Here is a 24700-nt window from a genome sequence, read left to right as displayed (position 1 = left end):
GTCCTGCGTTTCACGCTCATCATGGGACCGCTCTCATCGCTGTTCGACATCGCAACATTTGCCATGCTGATTTGGGTCTTCGCTGCGGACATCGCGATGTTCAGGACAGCCTGGTTCGTTGAATCGATTGCGACGCAGATCCTGGTGATCTTCATCATCAGGACCTCACGACCACTCTGGCGAAGCAGTCCTCATCCTGTTCTCATAGCAACGTCGCTTGGCGCCCTCGCGATTGCGCTCGCCCTGTCTCTGAGCCCGCTTGGCAGCTATTTCGGATTTGTCGCGCTGCCTCTGCCCATCCTCGCCGCCGTTGCCGGGCTTACTCTCGTTTACCTTGCCGCAGCCGAAGGGCTGAAGTCCCTCGCCATGGAGAACCGCCGCGGCAAGCCTGGCCGGCGCCGGTCGCCCCTCTAATGCATTGCGTAGAATACCAGAAACCGACCTTTGCTTGAGCGATGCTCGCAGTTGAGAGGATCGACCGCGCCCTTCGTATCCGGACGTTCCAGCCCATGTGACAGGGTCAGGGAACCAGTACTGCGGCGCCCTGGAGCCGTCCCGCCCGAAGGTCGGCAAGAGCCACATTCGCCCCGTCGAGTGGATAGGCCGTTGTCGTCGTCCTCACATCGGCCTGCTGAGCGATGGCGAGAAACTCCGTCGCGTCCTGCCGCGTCAGATTGGCAACCGAAACCAGTTGCCGCTCTTCCMAAAGAATCTTGTAGGGAAACTGCGGAATGTCGCTCATGTGGATACCGGCGCAGACAACCCGGCCGCCCTTGCGCACCGATCGCAGCGCGCCCGGCACCAGATCGCCGATCGGAGCGAAGATGATCGCCGCATCCAGTTGCTCGGGTGGCGCCGAGCCGGAACTCCCTGCCCACCGCGCCCCCAGCGAAAGCGCAAGCGTCTGCGCCGCCTCGTCACCGTTGCGCGTGAAGGCATAGACGTCGCGCCCCTGCCAGCAGCATAGCTGCACCAGGATGTGGGCAGCAGCGCCGAAGCCATAGAAGCCGATCCTGCGTCCCTCCCCGGCAATCCGAAGCGAGCGCCAACCGATCAGCCCGGCGCACATCAGCGGTGCGGTGGCGACCGGATCGTCGAATCCATTGAGTGGAAAGGCGAATGCCGAATCCGCCACGACATGGGTCGCGAAGCCGCCATCGCGAGTGTGCCCGGTAAATGTCGGCGCGTCGCAGAGGTTTTCGCGCCCCGAAGCACAATAGGGACAATGGCCGCAGGTGTGCCCCAACCAGGGGATCCCRACCCGCGTTCCAACGGCTGGTGTTGTAACGCCCGCGCCGACCGTCTCCACGATACCGACGATCTCGTGCCCCGGAACGATCGGCAGCCTCTGAGGGGTGAGTTCGCCATCGACGATATGCAGGTCGGTACGGCAGACGGCGCAGGCTTCGATCCGCACCCCGATCTCGCCGGGACCTGGCAGCGGGTCTGGCCGCTCCTCGAGAAACAGGGGCTGGCCGATCCTATGCAGCACCATGGCTCTCATCCGCCCAGATCCCTGGCAGCTGTCACCGGGCTTTCGAGATCTCATTTGGCGAGATCTCCTCTGGCAGGACCACGACCCCTGACATCGGCTCGACCCAGGCGAGTTGATCTGACACCGATTTGACGCCGGCGACGTTTTCAGCAGCGACGTGCGCTGCGCGTCGCGCGCGTTCGTCGAAGATCGTCCCGGTCAGTTCGACAGCGCCCTTATCGACATGGACGCGGATGAGCCCGCCCCCACCCCAACTCTGCCCGGAAAGCTCCGCCTGGATGGCAGCTCGGATCTGCTCGTCGTCCGTCGCCTGCGTATCGCCTGGCGACAGCGCGCGGGCCATCGGGCGCAAGAGATCCGATCGAGCGACGATACCCACGATCTTGCCGTTGTCCACGACGGGAAGGCGCTTGATGCTGCGTCGACTCATCATCTCGACGACCTCGTCGAGCGTAGCCCCCTTGGATATGGTGACGGCTCCATTCGTCATGACCTCTTCGACCTTCCGGCCATGGGCATGGACGTATTCATCGGACACCTTTCCGGGGCTGACGAGAAATTCGAGCCACCAGGATCGTTTGCGCTCGGTCCCGAGTTCACTCCGGCGCAGGAAATCGCCTTCGCTCACTATCCCGACCAGCGTCCCGTCGCCCTCGACGACGGGCAGGCCACTGATCCTGTGAGCCAACATGAGCCGGGCAGCCTCAGCGACCGATGTCGAGGGCCGGATGCTGATAACCGGCGTTGTCATCACCGCTTCGACGAACATGGGAATCTCCTGTCGAGCGCCGCTTCCAGGCTGTTGACCAAGCGCCCCGAGACCGTTGTCGCGCGCGACCGCGACCACGATCCAATCTATAAAATGATTGGCCATCGAAGTTCAGTATGAAACATGGCCTGCCGTCCCGCCTTGATCCGAATCAAGAGCCGTTCGGCGCAAAGCCCCCATGGCGCTGGGTGTGTTTCACCGCTGCGGGGAGAAAAGGCCCTTCGCCGTGTCCTTTCAAGGCGTCCCTGAGATCGACCGTCGCGGCATTTGGCGACACCTATTCTTCGCCTGCAAGTGCTCTTCGCAAACGCCGGATCATCACGCCGCGCGAACGCTCGTCTGCGGCCTTGTCCATAGCCTCGTCGATATCGAGCAGGAGGCGCGAGCGCTCGTTGTGCCAGTCAAGCCGACCAATTTGATCCGGAGAGATGCGCCGCGGGAGGCCGATCGCAACAGGTTCTGCGCCGTTAGCAGTCAGTTCGTAGGTATCATCGAGCAGGGGTGACAAAATCTGCTCGGGCCGGAGCGACCTGCTCAACCGCATCCGCATGGCAGCTATGGCCGGTTCCTCCCCATGAACCAGAAAAAGGTTCAGTCGGAGCGGCAAACGTTCGCGAACCCAGGCCTCCAGTTCCGAACCGTCGGCATGGCCGGAATACATGTCGAGCGAGCGGATGCGCGCCCGCACGTCGATATCCTCGCCCTGAATGCGAACGCGCCTCGCTCCATCCTGAAGGATCCGCCCGAGCGTGCCTTGTGCCTGAAACCCGACGAACAGGACGGTTGCGTCTTCGCGCCAGAGCCAGTTCTTCAGCCGGTGGCGAATCCGCCCAGCCTCGCACATGCCGCTGGCTGCAATGATGACATGAAACCCTTGCCGCAGGTCAAGAGCCTTGCTCTGCTCAACGGTCTCGGTGAACCGTACGTTGCCGCCCTGAAGTGCGGCAACAAGCTCGTCACCGTGCTCCAATTCGCTTGCGTGCTGTTGAAAGGCGCCGCTCGCCTTGGTGGCGAGAGGAGAGTCGACATAGATGGGAGTAGGCGGGATCTCGCCATCCTTCATCAGGCCGACCAGATCGACGAGAAGCTCCTGCGTCCGCTCGACCGCAAAGGACGGAACGAGAAGTACGCCATTGCGACGCGCGGCTGCTCTCACCTCATCTCGCAACAGCAGGCGTCGACCGCCCGAGTTCGTCTCGATGCGGTCGCGGTCGCCATAGGTTGACTCGCAGACGAGGTAATCGAAATCCCGCGGCGCCTCCGGATTGGGCTGCAACAGCTTGTTCTGGGGGCCGATGTCGCCTGAAAACAGGATGCGCATGCGGGTATCGCCCCCCAACTCCTMGAGCTCGACCTCGACTGACGCGGAACCAAGCAGGTGGCCCGCATTCCAAAACCGCGCGCGCACTCCGGGCGCAACCAGCGCCCACTCGTGATACGTCACAGCCTTGAACTGTATGAGACTGCGCTCAGCATCCTCCGCGGTGTAAATGGGGTCTACCTCGCGATCACGGCCCCGACGCGCATTGCGCCGATTGAGCTGCCTGACCTCATTTTCCTGAATGTGACCGGAATCCCGCAGCATGATGGCGCAGAGGTCGATGCTCGCCGCGGTGGCAAGGATAGGCCCTGCGAAGCCACCCTTGACGAGCTTCGGGATGAGCCCGCTGTGGTCGATATGTGCATGAGTCAACAGAACAGCATCGATCGCTGACTCCCGGAATGGAAATGCGCGGTAGTTCAGTTCCTTTTCGGTCTTTGCCCCCTGGAACATACCGCAGTCGACCAGCACGCGCGCTCCCAGTGTCTCCAGCAGGAAACATGAGCCGGTCACGGACTGCGCAGCACCGAAGAAGCTGAGTCGTATGGGCATCGCTGCCGCTCCTGAACGAACCCCAAGTTGAAACACCTCGGTCGCGTGCTGCAATCTGCGGGCGCAGCCAGTCCAAGTGGCCCGCGGGACATCGCGACGCATCCCTGCGCCGGAGTTCCCGGCCTCAATGGGACATCATGCAACATGTCGGCGCGGCCTTGAGCAGATCGTTTGTCACACCGCCCAAAATCCATTCGCGCATGCGGCTATGCCCATATGCCCCGGAAACGATGAGATCGGCCCCTTCTTGCCGGGCGAGTTCGGTGATCTGGTCGACTGGATCGCCGAGACCGTCCTGCCGCAGCACGGGACGCGCCGAGACATGGTGCTCGGACAGGTAGTGGCAGACGTCCTCCACCCCCTGCTCGCCAGCGTCCGCGCCAACGGAAACGACTTTCACCGCCTCGGCCTGCCTGAGGAGCGGCAGGGCGTCCCAGATGGCGCGCCGGGCTTCCCTTGTGCCCTTCCAGGCGACCACAATCCGCTTGGCTGAAAGAAACTCGAACCGGGGTGGCACGAGAAGAACGGGGCGCCCAAGATCCATGATKAGTTCTTCAGGCCCAACCGCCATGCCGCTATCGCTCACGTCGCCGGGAGCACGTCGGCCCAGCACCACGAGGTCGGCGGCACGTGACTGCGCCAGGATGAAGCCACGAGGCTGGCAGACCGTCGAACGCCATTCGATCCTGCTCGTCGTCCCCGCGGCCCGGCGAAAAACCTTCTCGGCCTCGATAAGGTTCTCCGCTGCCGCCCTCTTGGCATTCTCGACCAGTATGGGGTCCATTGCGACCGCCCCGTCGCCATAGTACGGGAGGACAAAATCTTCAGCGGCGATGCCGATCAATCGGCTCGAAAACCGGTGGGCGAGCGATGCGGCGAGCCCAATGAGCCCTTCTGCGTCTGGGCCGGGATAAACCAGAGCCATGATGCTGACATAGCTAATGCTGCTGGGTTTCGCCCTTGCCGGTGACATGCGGCTATCTCCTGCAGATCGTATCTTGGCCTGGGGCAGGCTCCCGCGCCGATGAATTGGGGGGATCCATGCTAGCCAGCACTGCAGCGCAGTTGGAATGGATCGAGCCTACGAGGCGTCTCCTGGAATGCTCCAGCAGGCAAAGCCGGGGGCTGCCGCCTATCTCGCACTTGCTAGAAGTGAGACGATTGCGACCAAGGATGCGTCGGTTCCTTCGAAGCATATCCGTGCCTCTTGGATGCCATTGAGAGCGCAGTCTTGCAGATGCTGACGCCAGCCCAATTGATCTAACGCAAGAATATCCTGCGCCTGATGCGCAACCCGCATCAATTCTCGTCGGACAACCTCATTTCAGCGCTCGACCGACGTCGACGGCGCGGCCCGAACTCCCCGGAGAGGTCGCGGTCACTGCTCCTGAAAAACTCAGCTGGGCTAGAACGATCGAGCTCAGACCGCCACGTCGGCCTTGATCGCCGCGTGAGGCGCGTAGCTTTCGACGTCAAAATCGTCGATGCGGTACTCGTCTATCGTCGCCGCCCGTCGGGTGAGCCGCATCGTGGGAAATGGCCGGGGCTCACGCGAAACCTGCTCCCGGGCCTGCCCCAGGTGATTAAGGTAGAGATGGACGTCCCCACCCACCCAGATCAGTTCGCCAGGACGGAGGTCCGCCTGCTGGGCCAGCATGAGTTGCAGTGCAGCGGCGCCGACAAAGTTGAACGGAGCTCCGAGGAGCAGATCAACCGACCTCTGGAACAAGAGGCAGTTCAGCCGCCCATCCGAGGTCACGTGGTACTGATACACCATGTGGCAAGGCGGAAGCGCCATCGCACCGAGTTCCGGCACGTTCCATCCATGGAAGAGCATTCGGCGGCTCGTTGGATTCGTCCGCAGCGCCTCGACCAGTGCCGCGATCTGATCATGCTCGCGGCCGTCGGCGCCCAGCCAGCGGCGCCATTGCTTGCCATAGACAGGGCCAAGTTCGCCCCAGCGAGCAGCAAAGGCGTCGTCCTCGACAACACGCTGCTCGAACGCGTCCTGCGAGATGGTCTCGCCTGTCTCACGGCGATAATGCGCAAGCGGCCAGTCGGTCCAGATTCGGACGTTCTCGCGAAGCAGAGGTTGGATATTGGTGCCCCCGGTCAAGAACCAGAGCATCTCCTTGACCGCGGTTTTCCAATAGACGCGTTTCGTCGTGAGGATAGGCGCACTGCCATCCGACAAATCGAATCGCACCATGGCGCCAAAAAGCGAGCGAGTGCCTACACCAGTACGGTCCAACCGCTCGTCTCCGCGCTCCAGGACGTCGGAAAGCAGGTCGAGATACTGGAATTCTGGATGCCTTCTGATCACTAGCCGCCTCCGCGAAGAGTCCGGGAGCTCTTGCCACTCCCAGGCTCGTTGGCCCTGAACATGTGTGTTAGCGGCACGATCCGTGCGTGCAACATATATACTGACAGGCTTCGAGGTCACCAGGCATCGGCAGGTTTGCCGCCGTGCAGCATACACAGGCAGCGGCCTCACTCGCCGGCCCCGTTCCAATGCACCGCCGCCTCCAAACGGTGGTGCGAACCTCCCCACTGGGCCTTCTCCGGCATCGCACATCCTGGAGACGGTATCGCATCGTCTGGAGCCATCGCATTGCAGTGCACACATGCGCTCACGGCAATGCGATAAGCCGCAAGGAAGCGCCTCAGACCAGCCGAAACAAAGCCATGATTGAGCCGCTCCCTGCCTCTGTTCAGGCTAGGGAGAACCAAAATGTCGATTCGCAGCGCAATGTGGCTCCTGCCGGTCGCCGTCCTGCTCTCCTTCCCTGCCGTGKCCGCCAACACCATGCCGTCCCCCGCTCCGAGCACCCGTGAAATCTCGATTACGGAAGCCCGCGAGATCGCTATCGATCACGGCATGGTCTGGATCGAGGATATCGAGCGCCATGGCGGTCGCTGGGAGCTCGGCGGGGTCGACAGTAACGGCGCCGAGATCGCGATCGATGTCAGCGTCAGTAACGGCAAGGTCCTCAGGATCATCCGGGATGAGCCAAATCTCGATATTCCGTCCCGGTGAGAGCCGGCGAAATTGCTTCGGATGGAGTGACGATGCTCTCTTTCCCCGCGCGCTCCGAGTCCCTATATTCGGTTTGCCACTCGCAAGAGCGGCTATGGCGATAAACGAACGTCGAAATAAGCCTTTCGGACCCGGGGGCGGTACCCGGCGCCTCCACCAGAGCCCGTGCGCGATTCGCGAGACGGGCTCCGGCGGGGGCGAAATAGGATCGACGAGGGTGTAAAGGTCGTTCTTTTGCTCGGCATGGTTCCGCCGTTATCGGGCCATTGCATAGTTGCCAACGACAACAATGCTCGGGTTGCTGTCGCCGCGTAAGCGGTGCTGGTTCCCAAACCAAAGCCCTTGCGCTTAGCCGCGTAAGGMGGGGCTCGGAGGCGCCTGGCAACAGAAGCCTCCACTTTTTTATGCGAGGGCCGGCGACTTTCTGCCTTGCTCGGAAGCGGACACGGATAGTCGATACGATGGTACAGGATATTCTTCGCTACGATCTCATGGTGCAGGACGCGCTGAAGGGTGTCGTACGGAAGATCCTGGCCGAGGCGAGCCGCGATGGCCTGCCGGGTGAGCACCATTTCTACATCACGTTCCGCACGACGGCCCCTGGCGTGCGCCTCTCGCAGCGACTGCGCGAAAAGCACCCGGACGAGATGACGGTCGTGCTCCAGCATCAGTTCTGGGACCTCAACGTCAGCGACCACGCCTTCGAGGTCGGTCTCTCGTTCTCCGGCGTGCCCGAAAGGCTGCTGGTGCCCTTCGATTCGATCACCACCTTCTTCGATCCCTCGGTCCAGTTCGGCCTGAAGTTCGAAACCCAGGAGGCTCCTGAAGAAGCCTCGGCGAGTGATCAGACCGCGGGAGCCGGAAAGGCACCACGCGGAGCCGGGTCCGAGCCCAGCGTAGCCGCCCCAACGCCGCTTGCGCTCCCGGTAAAGCCACAATCCGCAAGTGCCACTGCGAAGAACAAGGCAGCCACCGACGACGAAGCGGACCCGGCGAAGGCCGACGCGGGCGCGGATGGTGACGAAGGCGGCGGCGCGCAGGTCGTCAGTCTCGATTCCTTCCGCAAGAAGACCTGATCAGAGCCTATGCCGGACACCCGCACAGAGACTGACTCCTTCGGCCCCATCGCCGTTCCTGCAGATCGCTACTGGGGTGCTCAGACCCAGCGCTCGCTCGAGAATTTCCGCATTGGCGGACCGAGCGAACGCATGCCGCTCCCGCTGATCCATGCTCTCGTGCTGGTCAAGAAGGCTGCCGCGCACGTCAATGCGCGGCTGGGGTTGATCGACCAGCGTGTCGCCGGCGCCATCGGCCAGGCGGCGGATGAAGCATTGGGCGGTCGCTTCGACGACCACTTCCCGCTTGTCGTCTGGCAGACCGGCTCCGGCACCCAGACCAACATGAACGTCAACGAGGTCCTCTCCAACCGCGCCAACGAGATCCTCGGCGCCGGCCTCGGCGCGAAGAGCCCGGTTCATCCCAACGATCAGGTCAACCGTGGCCAGTCGTCGAATGACAGCTTCCCGACCGCGATGCATATTGCCGCGGCGCTCGAGATTTCGCGCCTGCTGCTTCCGTCCCTGCGCAAGCTCGAACAGGCACTGCAGGACAAGGCACAGCGCTTCGCTTCGCTGATCAAGATCGGCCGGACGCATCTCCAGGACGCGACGCCCGTCACGCTCGGCCAGGAATTCTCGGGCTACGCCACGCAGATCCATCTTGGCATCGGGCGGATCGAGGCCTCGCTCGGCGGGCTGCATGCGCTGGCCCAAGGCGGCACGGCGGTCGGCACCGGCCTGAACACCCATCGCGACTTCGCCGCCTTCTTTGCCAAGGAAATGGCGGGGCTCACCGGCCTGCCCTTCCGCCCCGCCGCCAATGCGTTCGAGGCGTTGGCGAGCCATGGCGCGCTCACCGCCGCCCATGGCGCGCTCGCCGCGCTTGCCATGGATCTGTTCAAGATCGCCAATGACATCCGCCTGATGGGCTCGGGCCCACGCTCGGGTCTCGGCGAGATCAGCCTGCCCGAGAACGAGCCCGGTTCCTCGATCATGCCCGGCAAGGTCAATCCGACCCAGGCCGAAGCCTTGACCATGGTGGCCACACAGGTTCACGGCAACCAGGCGACAATCGGCTTCGCCGCGAGCCAGGGCCATTTCGAACTGAACGTCTTCAAGCCGGTGATCGCTGCCGCCTTCCTGCAATCGGTCAGGCTGCTCGCCGATGCCGCAGACAGCTTCCGCGTGCACTGCATTGAAGGGATCGTCGCCAATGAGGACCGGCTCGCCGAGTTGCTGTCCCGCTCGCTGATGCTGGTCACAGCACTTGCACCGGCCATCGGCTACGACAAGGCTGCCAACATCGCCAAGGCCGCCCATCACAATGGCACGACCCTGCGCGAGGAAGCCTTGAGGGCCGGTGTCGACGCCGAGTTGTTCGACAGCACGGTGCGGCCCGAGCGCATGCTCGGCCCGTCCTGAACAAGGCCGGGCGGAATGGCAGAGATCATCAATCTCCGGCGCGCCCGCAAACAGCGCCAGCGCGTAGCGGCCGAAGCCAAGGCCGACCAGAACCGTATCGACTTCGGACGGAGCAAAGCCGAGCGCAGCCTGACTGAAGCGCGGCGCGATAAGGCCATCCACGAACTCGACGGTCACAAGCTTGCGCTTTCACCCGATGACAAGGGCGAGACCCCGGGGTGAGCCGCGAGCGCAAACATTCTCTCGCCATTGCCGGGCACCGCACCAGCGTATCGCTCGAGGAGCCGTTCTGGGCGGCACTCAAGGAGATTGCCGGGCAGGAGCGCCGCACGCTTGCCGCACTCGTCGCCGATGTTGATTCCCGCCGCGGCGAGGCCAATCTCTCCTCCGCGCTGCGCCTGCACGTGCTGGCGCATTACCAGCGCCTGGCGGGACGCGGCTGACGGGCATCGCCTCGCCTGAGGAGCCAGATCCGCTCAGTTTCGAGGCTGATGGACACGCCGCTTCAAACCGGAAAATACTGGAATCACGGCGTGAAGCTCGTCGGTCAGTCCGGCTACGGAGTCCGCGAGAGCGGACGCGGCACGGGCTCTATCTGCAGGGGCGGTCCCAGCGATGGAGCCGGTGTCACCGGTCGCAAAATCTGCTCGGGAAAATTCTCGCGGGGTGCGCCAGGCAGGATCAGCGGGCCGCCAGGATGCTGAGGTTGAGCTGCACGCGTTGCCGCAGCGCGCGCCTCGATCTCCGCTCTGCGCCGCGCCTCGTCTGCTCGCCTGGCCTCTTCCACCCGGCGCTGCTCCTCGAGACGTTGCGCCTCCTGGGCGCGCCTGGCTTCTTCCAGGGCGCGCGCTTCCGCGGCACGGCGCTCGTCTTCGGCGCGCTTCTCCTCGGCAAGGCGGCGTTCTTCCTCCGCTTTCAGGAAGTCTGCAAGCTTGCGTTCGTTCTCACGCATCTCACGCTCGGCGCGCAGGCGGCGCGCATGCATTGCGCGCTCGCGTGCATCCGCCTCGAAGGCTTCGACCCGCTCCATCTCGCGGGCCAGCGCTCGCGCCGCCACGGCATTCGCGAAAGCTCCGACATCGGTCTCGCGCCGCAGTCCCGATAGCGGCCCGCGCCACGCCACGCCAAGTGCCGGCGCCGCCATCGGCCAGCCCTTGGGCAACGGGCCGAGTGGGCGCAGCCCCAGCCTCAGATCGGCGGTCAGCGCCCTGAGGTCGATCACTCCACTTGCCTCGGCCTGGAGATCCCCGCGCTCGATCGTCAACGGGGCGAGCCGCACGAGGCCACCGGCGAGCGTGAAGGGCAGCGTAATATCACCCAAAAGCCATGAGCCGCGGTCAAGAGCATCCGCCAGCCGGGTCTGCAAACGGCTGGTCTCGCTCTCGGATGCATCCTCTCCGGTCCCGGCAATGACGCGGGCATAGCCACCGGGATCGAACCGGGTGAGACTCGCGCCTGCGATGGTGAAACTACCGGCTCCCCCCAACCCCGCAACCAGCCGCGCGGGGCTCTCTCCGGAACCACCGCCCTCCACTTGACCTGACAGCTTCCCGGCAAGTGCGTTGCCGGTGAGCATCGCGAGATCGAGCTGCGCCAGCGCGATCCGGCCGGAAAGCTGCGCAAGCCCGCCTTCACGCCGTGCCGTAAGCCGCCCGGAGACCTTACCACCGGCATAGCTTCCCGAGAGCGCCTCGATCTGGATTTCGCCGGGGCTGGCATGCAGGGAGAAAGCCGCATCGTTCAGGGCGATATCATCACTGAAGAGCAGGGATTTGGCTTCGACCGACAGGCTGATCTCGCCAAGGCCCGAGGCCATGCCGAAACGGACCGCCGACCAGTTGCTGCCCGGAGATGCCGCCGCGGTTCCCAGGGACGAGCCGATCACGCTCCTCAGATCAACATATGGCAGCGCGAGCTTGCCGGAGATTGGCCCCTCTCTCGGCAAGGCCAGCGTCCCCCGTGCACTGCTTCCGCCAAGATTGGCGACAAGACCATCAAGCGCGATCTGGTCGCTGGCGAAGCGAACCATGCCATGCGCGTCCAGCACCGCATCGGGCAGGGCGCGCGCGAGCCCCTCCGGCAGGATCTGGCCGGGACGATCCGCTTGCACGGTCAGTCGCGGCACATCGGCGCCCGCCTCGCCGTCGACCAYGATCGACAATCCAGGCCMCGCCAGCGAGCCACTGAGGCGCCCTTGCTGACGGTCGAGAACGAGCCTGCCAGGTCCACCCTGCATCGGTACCGGCAGGCCGAGAGCGGCGAAGAGCTGTCGACGATCGGCAAGATCAAAGCGCAGATTGGCTCCGGTCCATGTCCCGCTCCGGTCCAACCGCGCATTCAGGGCCAGCGTTCCGGCTTGCGCGCCGCCTTCCAGCAGCAGGGCCGTGTCGCCGGCCACCGTGCGCGTCAGGCGGTAGCTTGAATCCAGCCGTGAGAGCCCGTCCCCGGCGCGCCCGAGCGCTTGACGGAGCGCCTCCGGCAGAAGCGGCCCGGCAAGGGCTGCAAGCGCCTCGAAGCGTGGCGCACGAATGCGACCGGAGATTTCGCCCCCTTCCGGCAGCAGCGCACCGGCGCCGTTGACTGAAACTCCGCCGAACCCGTCGACGGCAAGCCGGCTGAGCCGCCAGTTGCTGCCCTCGCGTGCGAGAGCAAGCTGGGCGGAACCGGGCGGCGCATTGCGAAAACGGGCTCCGCTCAGCGACAGGTCGAGCGCCAGGTCGCGCGTCCCGATCAACCCGGCGAAACTCCCGCCCGCTGGCAGGGTATTGAGATCGAGCCCCTGCACCGCGAGCTTTGCCGCCAGCCGATCCGCGGCAATCTCTCCGGATCCGTCCAGCCTGACGCCGGAAGCCCCGGCGATGGTCAGGTGCTCGAAGCGCAGCTGTTCCGAGCTCCAATCGCCAACCGCTTCCGCATCGATCTGCCTCAGATCTGCAATCAGGTCGGAGAGGGCTGGATCGAGCCCGGCCCGCGCCAGCGCCAGCCCGACGCGGCGCGCGTCATCCGCCTTGAGGTTGAGCTTGCCACGAAATCCTGTGGCGTCGACTGCGCCCGTTGCACCGACCAGGGCGCCTGCGACGCGCAGCGAGGCCGATGCATTGGCCAACCCGACCTCGTTCAGCCGCCCACGCAGGGCGACAGCCGAAAAATCCTCGCCGCGCCACGCGAATTGATCGAGATCGAGGCTGAGATCGAGCGCGCCGGGAAGCCCGCGCAGGGCCCGCGCAAAGCCAACGCGTTCGCCAAGTGCCGTGGCCAGCGCGTCGCCATCCACGCGCCGCGCCCGCAAGGCAACCGAGCCTGTGCCTTGCATGGGCAGGAACTGCCCCTCGCCCTCCAGCCGGGCAACGCCGCCGGCAAGATCGACCGTAAGCCCGCTCAACTCGAACAGGTGACTGCCGCCGCTCACCCGCCCCGAAAGGCTGACGGCTCCACCCGGCGCAGCCGTGAACAGACCGTCCAGTCCTGGTGTGACGCCGCCCTTCTCGGTCGGCAACAGGAAGGCGCCGTCAAAGCTGAGCTGGCCCTCCTCCCCCGTCACGGTGGCCTTGGCGCGCAGGCGACCATCCGGCTCGATCGTTCCTGTCGCGAGGCGCAACGAGGAGCCGCCGACCTCGCCCTCCATGCGCCATGGGCCGGCAAGGCTGACCGCGGTGAGTTCCGCAGCGATCGGCGACACTGTGACGGGGTCCTTGCCCGCCTCCCGCCAGATTAGCGCCGAGCGGCGCACGCTGAAATGGTCGAGGCTGGTCTGCACAGKCAGGCCCGCACCAATCGGATGCGGCAGCAGCACCGCGCCTGCATCATTGGCAACAAGCGAGAGCGTCGCGCCTTCGACATCAGCGTCGGAGAAACGGAACTCACCACGCGCAAGCGCGGTCAATGCAAGCTCGACGGTGAGATGCTCGATCGTCGCGTGGCTCGCCTGTCCACCTTGATCGCCGATGCGGACATCGGCCAGGGTCAGCCGCGGCGACGGCAGCAATCTCAGGCCGATGCCGCCGGCAACGCGCGTCTCCGCGCCGAGCGTAGCGCTGAGGCGCTCCTCGATCTGCGGTCGATACAGTCGCCAATCGACAAAGCCCGGTCCGATCAACGCGGCCAGCAATGCCAGCACCAGGAGACCGGCCAGAACGGTCAGGGTCTCACGCACCTTTTAGCATCATCCCTCTTGTCGGCGGTTATGCGATCTTGCCGCCAACTCGCGGCGAGATCACGACATTCCAGTTCCCGATACCGCCGCGCAAGCTGTCTGGATGTCACAAGACCAGGATTTTGCCTGGATTGAGGATGTTCTGCGGGTCGAGCGAGCGCTTGAGCAGGCGCATCACATCCAGTGTCGCCGGGCCGTGCTCGATCTCGAGATACTTGATCTTCTTCTGACCAACGCCATGCTCGCCTGTGCAGGTGCCGCCCATGGCGAGGGCGCGCTTCACCAGCCGGTCGATGAAACCGCGGCAGCGCTCCATCTCGTCCTCATCGGCGAGGTCGACGAGTGGCTGGGTATGGAAATTGCCGTCTCCGACATGGCCGGCGATCGGGGCGATCAGACCGCTGGCCTCGATGTCACGCTTGGTTTCCTCGACGCATTCGGCAAGCTGGGAGATCGGCACGCAGACATCGGTCGCGACCGATTCAACGCCCGGCCGCAAGGCGCGAGCAGCCCAATAAGCGTCGTGGCGAGCCTGCCAAAGCTTCGACCGGTCCTCGGCCTTGGTCGCCCAGTCGAACGGTCCACCGCCGAAATCGGCGGCAATCTCGCCGAAGCGCTCCGCCTGCTCCTTCACGCCGGCCTCCGTGCCGTGGAACTCGACGAAGAGCATCGTCGTCTCCGGCAAGCCGAGCTTGGAATGCAGGTTCACGCCACGGATCATCACATCATCGAGCAGTTCGATGCGCGCGACCGGCAGACCGGACTGGATCGTCACGATGGTCGCGTCGCAGGCTGCCTTCACCGAAGGAAACGGGCAGACGCCGGCCGAAATCGCCTCCGGGATGCCGTGCAGCTTGAGCGTGACCTCGGTGATAATCCCGAGCGTGCCCTCCGAGCCGACGAGCAGGCGGGTCAGATCATAGCCGGCGGAGGTCTTCCGCGCGCGGCTGGACGTCTTCACGACCGAGCCGTCGGCCATCACCGCGGTCAGAGAAAGGACATTGTCCTTCATCGTGCCGTAGCGCACCGCATTCGTGCCCGAGGCGCGTGTCGCCGCCATGCCGCCGATGGACGCATCCGCGCCGGGGTCGATCGGGAAAAACAGCCCCTGGTCGCGCAGATGCTCGTTGAGTTCCTTGCGGGTCACGCCGGCTTCGACGACGCAATCGAGATCCTCGGCATGAACGGCAATGATGCGCTTCATCTGGCTGAGATCGACGCAGACGCCACCGAACGGCGCGTTGACATGGCCTTCGAGCGAGGTGCCCGTGCCGAATGCGATCACGGGGACGCCGTGGCTCGCACAGAGCTTGACGATCTCCGACACCTCTTCGGTGCTCTGCGGATAGACGACCGCATCCGGCGGCTGGTTCGGAATCCAGGTCAGCGTGTGGCCGTGCTGCTCCCGTACCGCCAGGCTCGTCACCAGCCTGTTGCCGAATCGGGCGGCGAGCGCCCGCGTCACCGCCTCGATCGCAGCCGGCGACGGCGGCAGGGTTGCGGCAGAGGCGGCATAAGAAGCAGTTGCAAAAAGGCTCATTGTCTTTTTCCGGGCTTGGCGCTTAACTTGGAACTGGTCGGCTTCGGAAGCGGTTGAATCTGACGAGGCAGACCGTAGCGATAGCAGGCGGGTTTGTCCTGCGTGTCGCCGCCGGCGGCAAGATCGCCGGGCGCATGGGAGGCGGTGCATYAGGCAGGGCATAGCTCGTCCGGCGGCGTCTTCAAGACGATGGTAGCGTGTCAGTGGAGTTCCGTTCCGCCGCACGCAACAACTCTGCGGGAGGCGGCCATGAAAGACGAGATCCGCGCTCCGGCGCTGTTCTTCTCCCCCTTCGTATCGTCCGCAATGCGGGTCGAAACGCCCTGGATCGACTATAACGGCCATCTCAACATGGCCTATTATCACGTGCTGTTCGATCGGGCCGTCGACGAGGTCTTCTCGCTCGTCGGCCTGAACCAGGACTATGTCGACACGCGCAACGCGTCCTATTTCGCGGCCGAATGCCATATCCTCTACAAGCGCGAATTGACCGAGGACGACCTCGTGCGGGTCACCGCACAACTGATCGCCTTCGACGAAAAGCGCCTGCACTACTATCTCGAAATGCGGCATGCGAGCGAAGGCTGGCTCGCGGCGACGAGTGAAAACCTCTCGCTGCATGTCGACATGGCGACCCGCAAGGTTTCGCCGTTTCCGCCCGATATCCTGGCCAATCTCGCCCTGATGAAAGCGGCGCATTGTCGCATGCCGCTGCCGGCCACGATCGGGCGCATCATCGGCATGCCGAAGAAGACGACGATCACGGTCGAGGATCAGCACGACGAGCGCGAGCTCGAAACGCGCCACTGAGAGCGGCAGAGCCGGCGCAGGCTGCCTGCCCCTGTCACTGGGCCCGACGCAGCCCCATCTTGGGCGATCAGCGACGGCCGAAAGGGGCGGAGATGGTCAAGGCAACCTGGAACGGCGCCGTTCTGGCAAAATCCGACAACACGGTCGTGGTCGAAGGCAACCACTACTTTCCACGCAGCGCGATCCGCTCTGAATTCTTCAAACCAAGCGAGACGACGTCGATCTGTCCGTGGAAGGGCACGGCCAACTACCATTCGATCGTCGTCGCAGGCGCTGAGAACAGGGACGCCGCCTGGTATTATGCCGAGCCCAAGGCCGCTGCCGCCGAGATCAAGGACCGCGTCGCCTTCTGGAAGGGTGTGGAGATTTCCTGATCAGTCGTTGTGATCGGGGATCTTCAGGACATGCCCGCAGGCCTTGCAATGCACGGCGTCCGGCTCGTGCCGCTGCAGTGCGCATTGCGGGCAGGGAAAGGTGACCTTGTTGGGCCGGAAGATCGCTTGCGCCAGACGCACGAACAGCGAGATCCCGACGATCATCACCACGATCGAGGTCAGCTTGCCGGCGGTGCCGGGCAAGGTGATGTCGCCGAAGCCCGTCGTCGTCACGGTCGCGACCGTGAAATAGAAAGCGTCGACATAACCCGCGAAGCCCGCCGTCTCGCGAAAGAAGAAGGTGTAGATGAAGCCCGTCACCACGAACAGGAAGGTCACGATATTGACCACCGCCCGTGCTGCGCTTTCCCACTCGGGGTAGCCCGCAGCGCGCAGCCGTTCCCAGATCAGCCCACGCTGTGACAGCGACCAGAGCCGCAGGATGCGCAGGAAGCCGAAATTCTCCAGCCATTGCGGCGCGAGCAGTGTTGCCAGGATGAAGAGATCGAGCAGCATGCTCGGCCGGCGCAGCAAGCGCGGAATCTTCGAGGAGGCCAGCATTCGCGCGCCGATCTCGATGACCATGATCACGGCGACGGAGTAATCGAGCCAATAGAAGAGCGGCCGTTCGCGGATCAGCGGTGTCGCGATGAAGAAGGCGATGATCAGCAGGTCGACGACCGCTGTCGCAAGCTGAAAGCGCATCGCCCCGGGAGAGCGGCCATGGTAGAGCTGGCGCAGGCCGTCCCGCAGTCTTTCGACCTGCCCTTCCCTGCGAACAGACGTCGTATCCTCGGCCATTCCATGGCGTTACAGGCCAAAGGATGGCGCGTCCAGCACCCGCTGCTCAGGCGGCCCGCCGCGTTGCCACGGCATGGATGGCGTAGCCGCGAAGGAGCCGGGTCGTGCGGCTCTCGACGCCCTCGATCCGCGACAATTCGGCGATTGCCTCGGGCAGATCATGCCTTGGCGTGACGTGAAACAATGTCAGCCAGCGATTCAGCACGGCCCTGAACGACGCAGGCAAGCCGGTCTGGTCGCCGAAATCGACGATATGCAGTGAACCGGTTGCCGTCAGCGTCCGCAGCGCCTGAGCGATCACGCCCCGCCAGGGGGGAATCATCGAGAGCGCATAGGAGATGACGATGCGATCAAATCCATCGCGCCCGAACAGGGCCGCCGCGTCGAAGCAGGTCGCGTCTGCCTGTGCCAGATGGATGCGCTCCGAGAGCCCCGATCGTGCCACGCTTCTCTCCGCCGTCGCGAGCATCTMGGCCGAGACGTCGAGACCGTAGCACTGCGTGCCCGGATAGGTCCGGGCGAGCTTGATCAGGTTGCGCCCTGTGCCGCAGCCGATTTCCAGGATCGCGCTGCCCGGCGCAGGATCGAGCTCGGCGATGAGCCGGTCCCGGCCAAGCAGATAGAATTTGCGGCTGGCGTCATAGATATGGCGCTGGTGGCGATACATCCGGTCCATCAGSCCGGCGGCCTCGGTCGTGGCGCGGCCAGCGCTCATGCCACCGCCCCCTGCAGCACATGGAGATGGAAGGCGCCATAGATCGACGAGCGATCGCGCGCTCCAAGCTCGCGGCTGCGTGCTTCCTCATAGCGCCATTGCGCGAGAATCGAGGCCGGCACCCGGCCCGGCAGCAGCCGCTCATCGGCAGCCGTCCGGAAGATTACGCGGGCGCCGGGTCGCGCCGTGCGCGTGATCTGCGTMCAGAGCGCCGTGAGATCCGCATCATTCATCCAGTCCTGAGCATCGAGCAGCACATAGGCATCGCAGCTCTTCGCAGGCTGGCTCTCGAGAAAGGCCGTGATCGCGCTCTGGTGATAGGCGACGTGGCCCGCCCGCTCTCGAACGGCCGCGAAATTCCGGCTTTCAAGATAGGGCGGCAAGGATGCGTTCTCGTCCGTCGCATAGCCCCGTCCAAAGGCCTGCCGGGCAAAATAGTTCGACTTCAGGTCGAAGCCGCAGGCCAGCCTTTCAAGCCGGCGCCGGAGCACGCCGCGTATCCCGGCGTCGCCGTCAGCCGCGAGGGCCTTGTACTGGGCCGGCGGGATGCCCAGCCCATAGAGCGAGGCCGGCTGGCGCACCAGCCAACGCACMAGGGGCTTGTCGAAGACGGGAGCGATATGCCTGTCGAACAGGGCGCGCTGCTCGGCCATGTCGCGAGCCTGCAGCATCACGCGCGGATCGCAGCCGAGCGTACGGCCAAGGAGATGTCCAGCCCCGATGAAACGGCCGAGCAGGCCGTACCGGTAGAAATTGCGGGCAAAGACCTGGATGCGCCGGCGCCCGCTCAGGCTGCGGCCTTCCCAGTAGCTGCGAGAGACGGCATCGAGGCGTGGCGCGATCTCGGCGTCATAGAGCGCGATATTCGCCTGCGATTGCGCCTCGCCGAAAAAGCGCAGGAACTGCTCATGGCCTGCCAGGCTGTCGAGTGCGGCGAGCTTGAGCTTGCCGAGCGCGATATGGGCGCCATTCAGATCGACAGCGCTGATCTTCGCCGGGTTGGCGGTGAGATAGGACAGGATGTTGCAGGAGCCGGACGCGATTGCCACGACATGATCATCGGGGCGCAGGTCCAGTGCCTCCATGTCGACGACCGGGTCTTCCCAGATCTGCGGATAGACGAGCCCGGAAAAGGCCAGGGTGAACAGGCGCTCCAACATCCCCGCCCGCGACAGCGGCTTGCTGCGATGCACCGCCGTGGTCAGGCCCATTGTGGTTTCCCGCCGAACCGTACGCGCCGTCTGCATTCTTCGTTCCTCGCGCGGTCCGTTGTGATGGCGAGCCGACTAGAGGAGTCGCGTGACGGTTGGGTGACGCGCCTTGCGGATCAGCTATCCGTGAGGGCGGGCTGACGTGGAGCGCAATCATCCCCATATTCCGCCCGAAACCTTTGAACGGGAGAATGACGATGGGACTGTCCGGACTGTTCGGCGGCAAGGTCAGGGAAGCCGGTGAGTTCGAATTCCAGTTGACCGACGAGGAGTGGCGCCGCCGCCTGACCCCGGAGCAGTACCACGTGCTGCGCGGGCATGGCACCGAGCGCGCCGGCTCCTGCGCCTTGAATTTCGAGAAGCGCGCCGGGCGGTTMACCTGCGCCGGTTGCGGCAACCCCTTGTTCCAGTCCGGCAAGAAATTCGAGAGCGGCACGGGCTGGCCGAGCTTCGACCAGCCACTGGAGGGTGCGGTCGGTATCAGCGAGGACAATAGCTACATGATGCAGCGCACCGAGGTGCATTGCGCCCGCTGCGGCGGCCATCTCGGCCATGTCTTCCCTGACGGCCCGCCACCGACCGGACTGCGCTACTGCATCAATGGCGTGGCGATGGATTTCGCTCCGGCCGAGGCCTGAGCCAGTCGGCCGGCCGCGCTCCCCTTCGGGAGGGCGGCCGCGCAAACGCGTGAGTGCTATTCCACCGCCGGGACGGCCCGATGCGCCAGCGCGGCAGCATCCACGGACGCCGGCAGATCGCCGAAATGGCCCGACCAGCGCCCCTCGAGCCGCGTCGCGATGAAGGCGTCTGCGACCATGTGAGGTGCGTGGCGCAGCAGCAACGAGGCCTGCAGCGCCAGCGCCAGCCGCTCGACCAGCCGCCGCGCCTGTCCTTCGCTTCGCACCAAAGTGGGTATCTCCGACTCCAGCGCGCTCAAATGCGCATCAAAGCGATTGTCGGCGCCGGCCGCGCGTCGCATCTCCTCGATCAGCGCCACGAGAGAGCCCGGCTCTCGCTCCAGCGAGCGCAGCACATCGAGACAAATGACGTTGCCCGAGCCCTCCCAGACGCTGTTGAGCGGCGCCTCCCGATAGAGCCGGGCCATGGGGTTTTCCTCGATAAAGCCGTTGCCGCCATGGCATTCCAGCGCCTCGACCACCACCGCCGGCGCGCGCTTCGAGACCCAGTATTTCGCAATCGGCGCGCCGATCCGCGCCAGCAACCGGTCGCTCTCGCTCGTTTCCTGACGGTCGAGCGCCGCAAACAGCCGAAAGGCGAGCCAGGCTGCAGCCTCGGCCTCGATCGCAAGATCGGCCAGCACGTTCTGCATGATCGGCTGATCGATCAGCCCGCGCTGGAAGGCGCGCCGATGGGCCGCGTGATGCGCCGCCAGCGAAACGGCGAGCCGCATCTGCCCGGCCGACGCCGCCGCAATGTCCAGCCGGGAGCCCTGGTTCATCGCCAGGCCGGTGCGCAGGCCCCGGCCTGGCTCGCCGATCATCTGGCCGATCGCACCGCGGAATTCGACCTCGGACGAGGCATTCGAGCGATTGCCGCATTTGTCCTTGAGCCGCTGGATCGCCACGCCGTTGCGCGAGCCGTCCGGCAGCCAGCCCGGCACGACGAAGCAGGAAATGCCCTCGGCGGTTCGGGCCAAGGTCAGGAACAGGTCGGAATGCGGCACCGAGAAGAACCACTTGTGCCCGGTCAGGGACCATGTCCCGTCGCCATTGTCCTCGGCGATGGTCTGGGTCTGGCGCAGGTCAGAGCCTCCCTGCTTCTCGGTCATTGCCGTGCCGACGGTCGCCCCTGTCTTGGCGGAGGCGGTCGTCTGGCGGCGGTCATAGCGGTTGGAGCTGACCAGGGCGCCCCACTTGCTCCAGAGGTCGGGTTCCTGCCTCAGGACCGGGATCGCGGCATAGGTCATGCTGATCGGGCAGCAGATGCCGCTTTCGCCCTGACTCCAGAGATAGGAGAGCGCAGCACGCGCCACCTGTGCGCCCGGGCCCGGCCTGTTCCATGCGAGCGAATGGGTCTCCTGCTCGATCGCAAGCCCCATCAATTCGTGCCAGGCCGGATGGAACTCGATCTGGTCGATGCGGTTGCCGAACCGGTCATGCGTCCTGAGTTCGGGCGGGAACCTGTTCGCCAGTCGCGCCAGGTCCTGCACCTGCGCCGAGCCGACAATGCGCCCTGCCGCGTGCAGGCGCTCCGAGGMCCAGCCTGCATCGAAGGCGGTGGCCGCCGCCTGCAACACGGGATCAGCCGCGAAGGCGTCGTAATCGCACAGTATGGGAACCTGGTTCGTCACTTCATGGGTGGAATGGCGGGAGGCGATATCCACATTCATCGCGGCGCGTCCTGACGATCGGGCGAGCATTCAACGCCCAACAGCCTTATCCAGCAATCTGCGGCGCGACAGCCTATATTGCCTCTGGAACGAATCACGATCAAAGCGACCTGAAGCCTTGTCCGATCACACCACGTCCGCCCCTCTGCCCCGCCCCGGCGGCCTCGCCGCCCGCGCCGCCGCACAGCCGGCGGCAGGCTATCTGGCAGGCCTCAACCCGGAGCAGCGGCAAGCGGTCGAGGCCACGGATGGCCCTGTTCTGGTCCTGGCAGGCGCCGGCACCGGCAAGACCCGTGTGCTGACCACGCGCATCGCCCATCTGATCGCCACCAACCGCGCCTATCCGTCCCAGATCCTCTCGGTGACCTTCACCAACAAGGCAGCGCGCGAGATGAAGGAGCGCATCGCAAGCCTCGTCGGCCCCGTGGCCGAAGGCATGCCCTGGCTCGGCACCTTCCACTCGATCTCGGCCAAGATCCTGCGCCGCCATGCCGAGCTCCTCGATCTGCGCTCGGACTTCACCATTCTCGATACCGACGACCAGATTCGCCTTATGAAGCAGGTCATCACGGCCGCCGGGATCGACGAGAAGCGCTGGCCCGGCCGCATGCTGGCGGGCTTCATCGACAGCTGGAAGAACCGCGGGCTTGCCCCCAAGGACGTGCCGCCGGGTGAAGCCGGCGTCTTCGCCGGAGGCAAGGGCGGCGCCCTTTATGCCGCCTATCAGGAGCGGCTGAAGACGCTGAACGCAGTCGATTTCGGCGATCTGCTGCTGCACTGCCTGACGCTGTTCCGGGAGCATGCCGATGTGCTCGCGACCTATCATGAGCGCTTCCGCTACATCCTGGTCGACGAATATCAGGACACCAACACCGCCCAGTATCTCTGGCTGCGCCTGCTGGCGCAGGGCCGGCGCAACATCGCCTGCGTCGGCGACGACGACCAGTCGATCTATGGCTGGCGCGGCGCCGAGGTCGACAACATCCTGCGCTTCGAGCACGATTTTCCCGGCGCGGTCGTGGTCAGGCTGGAACGGAACTACCGCTCGACCGGGCATATCCTCGCCACCGCCTCAAAACTGATTGCCCGCAACGAAGGCCGGCTCGGCAAGACATTGCGCACTGAGGACGAAGCCGGGGAGAAGGTCACGATCACCGGCGCCTGGGACAGCCAGGAGGAAGCCCGCCTGATCAGCGACGAGATCGAGGCGATGCAGAGCAAGGGCGAAAACCTTGCCGAGGTCGCCATCCTCGTCCGCATCTCCGCCCAGATGCGCGAGATCGAGGAGCGCTTCGTCCATGTCGGCGTGCCCTATCGCGTCATCGGCGGCCCACGCTTCTATGAGCGGGCCGAAATCCGCGACGCCATGGCCTATCTGCGCTGCGTGGTGAGCCAGACCGATGATCTCGCCTTCGAGCGCATCGTCAATGTGCCGAAGCGCGGGCTGGGCGACGCGACGGTCCAGCTTCTGCACAACCACGCCCGGGCAACCGGCCTGTCGCTGCTGCAATCGGCCCGTGCCGTGGTCGAGACCGAGGAACTGAAGCCGAAGGCCCGCACCGCGCTGCGCGAACTGGTCGAGGCCTTTGCCCGCTGGTCGACCAAGGCCGAACACATGAAGCAGGGCGAGCTTGCCGAGCAGGTGCTGGAGGAATCCGGCTATACCGAGATGTGGCAGAAGGATCGCTCGGCCGATGCCGCCGGCCGCCTCGAGAACCTCAAGGAACTGGTGCGCTCTCTGGACGAGTTCCCAGACCTGCCGGCCTTCCTTGAGCACGTCTCGCTGGTGATGGATGCCGATGGTGGCGAGGCCGGGGCGCGCGTCAGCATCATGACACTGCACGCGGCCAAGGGGCTCGAATTCGATACTGTCTTCCTGCCCGGCTGGGAGGAAGGCCTGTTCCCGAACCAGCGCGCGCTCGACGAAAGCGGCCGCGCCGGGCTGGAAGAAGAGCGCCGCCTCGCCCATGTCGGCCTGACCCGGGCCCGCAAGCGCCTGAAGCTCCTCTTCGCCTCGAACCGTCGGATTCACGGCCTCTGGCAATCGAGCCTGCCGAGCCGCTTCATCGACGAGTTGCCGGAGGAGCATGTCGAGGTCGTGCAGGCGCCGTGTACCTATAGCCAGGGCGGCTACGGCGCCTCGCGCTTCGACCGCATGGAAAGCTTCGGCTCCTCATACCAGACACCAGGCTGGCAGCGCGCTCAGGAGAATCGTGCGCGGAACGGCGGCGGCTCAGGCTTCTCGGACAACAGCGGCCGCGGTTTCGGCCAGGGTGGCTCGGGCTCGGGCCGCCAGCGCGGCCCGGTGCTGATCGAGGGCGAGTTGACGGCGAAATCGACCGGCAGCTCCGCTTTCGATGCCGGCGCCCGTGTCTTCCATATCAAGTTCGGCCCGGGCTCCGTCGCGAGCGTCGACGGTAACAAGCTGACCGTCGATTTCGACAAGGCGGGCCGGAAGATGGTGCTGGACTCGTTCGTGCAGAAGGCGGGCTGAGCAAGCGCAGCCGTCATGTCCGGCGCGCCGATGCAGAGCATCGCCGAAGCGGTTATGCAGGCCCGGATTGCCCCAGGCCGGTTCCGCAGGAATGCCGGCTCCAAGCCAGCAGGATCAGCACGATGCCCGACGTCGCGGTCAATCTGACCGACACCGCCAATCCCGATCTCCACGCGGTGATCTCGCAGGGCCTGCGGGACTACAATGTCGAGATGGGCGGCGTCAGCGACCACAGGCCACTGACGATCACCATCAAGGACAGCAGGAGTGATGAACTGATTGGCGGCCTGCTCGGTCGCACCTCGCTCGGCCTGCTGTTCATCGACCTGTTCTATGTGCCCAAGACCCAGCGCGGGTCGGGCCTCGGCACCCGCATTCTGCAGATGGCAGAGGCCRAGGGTTTTCGCCGAGGTTGCCGCAAGGCGGTGCTGTACACACTCAGCTTCCAGGCGCCGGACTTCTACAAGCGCTTTGGCTGGTGCGTCTTCGGTGAGATCGCGCTCGAACCGCCCGGAGCGACCCGCTATTTCATGACCAAGGACCTCGCCGCCCCTGCCGACGGCGCATGACATCCGCCCCCGCCCCTGCTATCCCGCCC

Annotated in this window: 22 protein-coding genes and 1 other RNA gene; 12 read left to right on the top strand and 11 right to left on the bottom strand. The window is 64.9% G+C overall.

The features are described 5' to 3' along the window. Positions 1–414: cation transporting ATPase C-terminal domain-containing protein (locus tag AC1DJT_RS15490; RefSeq protein WP_476834369.1), on the top strand; the 414-nt coding region annotated here is incomplete at its 5' end. A gap of 106 nt (positions 415–520) precedes the next feature. Here AC1DJT_RS15490 and AC1DJT_RS15485 read toward each other — a convergent pair. The 5 genes from AC1DJT_RS15485 to thyA form a co-directional block, all read right to left on the bottom strand. After that, positions 521–1504, bottom strand: a complete 984-nt coding sequence (locus AC1DJT_RS15485) for a zinc-dependent alcohol dehydrogenase family protein (RefSeq protein ID WP_476834368.1) — start codon at positions 1502–1504, stop codon at positions 521–523. 22 nt (positions 1505–1526) lie between these two features. Further along, complete coding sequence (locus tag AC1DJT_RS15480) at positions 1527–2264, bottom strand: CBS domain-containing protein (protein ID WP_476770152.1); 738 nt, start codon at positions 2262–2264, stop codon at positions 1527–1529. Positions 2265–2541: 277 nt separating this feature from the next. Beyond that, positions 2542–4137, bottom strand: a complete 1596-nt coding sequence (locus tag AC1DJT_RS15475) for an MBL fold metallo-hydrolase RNA specificity domain-containing protein (protein ID WP_476834367.1) — start codon at positions 4135–4137, stop codon at positions 2542–2544. 124 nt (positions 4138–4261) lie between these two features. Continuing rightward, positions 4262–5110: a universal stress protein gene (locus AC1DJT_RS15470; RefSeq protein WP_441505355.1), complete on the bottom strand. Its 849-nt coding sequence runs from the start codon at positions 5108–5110 to the stop codon at positions 4262–4264. Between the two features lie 447 nt (positions 5111–5557). Then, positions 5558–6457 carry a thymidylate synthase gene (gene thyA, locus AC1DJT_RS15465; protein WP_441505375.1) on the bottom strand — a complete coding sequence of 300 codons (900 nt, stop codon included), beginning with the start codon at positions 6455–6457 and terminating at the stop codon, positions 5558–5560. A 411-nt stretch (positions 6458–6868) separates the two neighbouring features. Between thyA and AC1DJT_RS15460 the strand changes: the two genes are divergently transcribed. From AC1DJT_RS15460 to AC1DJT_RS15435, 6 genes are all read left to right on the top strand, one after another. After that, positions 6869–7174 carry a PepSY domain-containing protein gene (locus AC1DJT_RS15460; RefSeq protein WP_476834366.1) on the top strand — a complete coding sequence of 102 codons (306 nt, stop codon included), beginning with the start codon at positions 6869–6871 and terminating at the stop codon, positions 7172–7174. 36 nt (positions 7175–7210) lie between these two features. Continuing rightward, positions 7211–7573: a transfer-messenger RNA gene (gene ssrA / locus AC1DJT_RS15455) on the top strand. Positions 7574–7635: 62 nt separating this feature from the next. Further along, entirely contained in the window at positions 7636–8250 is a 615-nt protein-coding gene (locus AC1DJT_RS15450) for an SspB family protein (protein ID WP_441505353.1), read from the top strand. A 9-nt stretch (positions 8251–8259) separates the two neighbouring features. Beyond that, the gene (gene fumC, locus AC1DJT_RS15445) at positions 8260–9654 is read left to right on the top strand and encodes a class II fumarate hydratase (RefSeq protein ID WP_441476769.1); all 1395 of its coding nucleotides are present in this window, start codon (positions 8260–8262) and stop codon (positions 9652–9654) included. Between the two features lie 15 nt (positions 9655–9669). Beyond that, positions 9670–9876, top strand: a complete 207-nt coding sequence (locus AC1DJT_RS15440) for a DUF4169 family protein (protein ID WP_441505352.1) — start codon at positions 9670–9672, stop codon at positions 9874–9876. Next, a complete protein-coding gene (locus AC1DJT_RS15435) occupies positions 9873–10097 on the top strand; it encodes a ribbon-helix-helix domain-containing protein (RefSeq protein WP_069879848.1) in 225 nt (74 codons plus the stop codon). Before AC1DJT_RS15440 ends, AC1DJT_RS15435 begins: the two co-directional genes overlap by 4 nt. Before the next feature lie 113 nt (positions 10098–10210). On the opposite strand, the gene AC1DJT_RS15430 is transcribed toward AC1DJT_RS15435, so the two are convergent. Further along, complete coding sequence (locus AC1DJT_RS15430; RefSeq protein ID WP_476834365.1) at positions 10211–13807, bottom strand: AsmA family protein; 3597 nt, start codon at positions 13805–13807, stop codon at positions 10211–10213. Between the two features lie 106 nt (positions 13808–13913). After that, complete coding sequence (locus tag AC1DJT_RS15425) at positions 13914–15347, bottom strand: FAD-binding oxidoreductase (RefSeq protein WP_441505350.1); 1434 nt, start codon at positions 15345–15347, stop codon at positions 13914–13916. Between the two features lie 249 nt (positions 15348–15596). On the opposite strand from AC1DJT_RS15425, the gene AC1DJT_RS15420 reads away from it, so the two are divergent. Then, positions 15597–16157 carry a thioesterase family protein gene (locus AC1DJT_RS15420; protein ID WP_441489286.1) on the top strand — a complete coding sequence of 187 codons (561 nt, stop codon included), beginning with the start codon at positions 15597–15599 and terminating at the stop codon, positions 16155–16157. A gap of 92 nt (positions 16158–16249) precedes the next feature. After that, positions 16250–16531 (top strand): DUF427 domain-containing protein, encoded by a 282-nt coding sequence (locus tag AC1DJT_RS15415; protein WP_441505349.1) that lies wholly within the window; start codon positions 16250–16252, stop codon positions 16529–16531. Here the strand turns inward: AC1DJT_RS15415 and AC1DJT_RS15410 are convergent, their stop codons facing one another. Genes AC1DJT_RS15410 through AC1DJT_RS15400 form a run of 3 tightly spaced genes read right to left on the bottom strand, consistent with a single transcriptional unit; the run spans position 16532 to position 19294 of the window. Then, entirely contained in the window at positions 16532–17332 is an 801-nt protein-coding gene (locus AC1DJT_RS15410; protein ID WP_441489288.1) for a potassium channel family protein, read from the bottom strand. Between the two features lie 46 nt (positions 17333–17378). After that, a complete protein-coding gene (locus AC1DJT_RS15405) occupies positions 17379–18047 on the bottom strand; it encodes a class I SAM-dependent methyltransferase (protein ID WP_476834364.1) in 669 nt (222 codons plus the stop codon). Continuing rightward, positions 18044–19294 (bottom strand): BtaA family protein, encoded by a 1251-nt coding sequence (locus tag AC1DJT_RS15400; RefSeq protein ID WP_476834363.1) that lies wholly within the window; start codon positions 19292–19294, stop codon positions 18044–18046. The genes AC1DJT_RS15405 and AC1DJT_RS15400 overlap by 4 nt, the downstream gene beginning before the upstream one ends. A 161-nt stretch (positions 19295–19455) precedes the next feature. Here AC1DJT_RS15400 and msrB point away from each other — a divergent pair, with 161 nt between their 5' ends. Continuing rightward, positions 19456–19896, top strand: coding sequence for a peptide-methionine (R)-S-oxide reductase MsrB (gene msrB / locus AC1DJT_RS15395; RefSeq protein WP_476834362.1), 441 nt, complete (start codon positions 19456–19458; stop codon positions 19894–19896). Between the two features lie 56 nt (positions 19897–19952). On the opposite strand, the gene AC1DJT_RS15390 is transcribed toward msrB, so the two are convergent. Next, a complete protein-coding gene (locus tag AC1DJT_RS15390) occupies positions 19953–21608 on the bottom strand; it encodes an acyl-CoA dehydrogenase family protein (protein WP_476834361.1) in 1656 nt (551 codons plus the stop codon). A 118-nt stretch (positions 21609–21726) separates the two neighbouring features. Between AC1DJT_RS15390 and AC1DJT_RS15385 the strand changes: the two genes are divergently transcribed. Together AC1DJT_RS15385 and AC1DJT_RS15380 are read left to right on the top strand one after the other, a co-directional pair. Beyond that, entirely contained in the window at positions 21727–24102 is a 2376-nt protein-coding gene (locus AC1DJT_RS15385; RefSeq protein ID WP_476831776.1) for an ATP-dependent helicase, read from the top strand. A gap of 122 nt (positions 24103–24224) precedes the next feature. After that, positions 24225–24671 (top strand): GNAT family N-acetyltransferase, encoded by a 447-nt coding sequence (locus AC1DJT_RS15380; protein WP_476834360.1) that lies wholly within the window; start codon positions 24225–24227, stop codon positions 24669–24671. Positions 24672–24700: the final 29 nt, after the last annotated feature.

This window comes from Allobosea sp. 05T422_2 (assembly GCF_056396265.1).
Note: the sequence above shows the minus strand (reverse complement) of the source record. Positions and strands in the feature narration are given on the sequence as shown.

What these genes read in the sequence shown, in the direction of transcription:
- AC1DJT_RS15450 (WP_441505353.1), top strand. Translation starts at nt 7,636, where the DNA reads ATGGTACAGGATATTCTTCGCTACGATCTCATGGTGCAGGACGCGCTG.
- AC1DJT_RS15410 (WP_441489288.1), bottom strand. Translation starts at nt 17,332, where the DNA reads ATGGCCGAGGATACGACGTCTGTTCGCAGGGAAGGGCAGGTCGAAAGA.
- AC1DJT_RS15425 (WP_441505350.1), bottom strand. Translation starts at nt 15,347, where the DNA reads ATGAGCCTTTTTGCAACTGCTTCTTATGCCGCCTCTGCCGCAACCCTG.
- AC1DJT_RS15480 (WP_476770152.1), bottom strand. Translation starts at nt 2,264, where the DNA reads ATGTTCGTCGAAGCGGTGATGACAACGCCGGTTATCAGCATCCGGCCC.
- AC1DJT_RS15440 (WP_441505352.1), top strand. Translation starts at nt 9,670, where the DNA reads ATGGCAGAGATCATCAATCTCCGGCGCGCCCGCAAACAGCGCCAGCGC.
- AC1DJT_RS15415 (WP_441505349.1), top strand. Translation starts at nt 16,250, where the DNA reads ATGGTCAAGGCAACCTGGAACGGCGCCGTTCTGGCAAAATCCGACAAC.
- AC1DJT_RS15420 (WP_441489286.1), top strand. Translation starts at nt 15,597, where the DNA reads ATGAAAGACGAGATCCGCGCTCCGGCGCTGTTCTTCTCCCCCTTCGTA.
- fumC (WP_441476769.1), top strand. Translation starts at nt 8,260, where the DNA reads ATGCCGGACACCCGCACAGAGACTGACTCCTTCGGCCCCATCGCCGTT.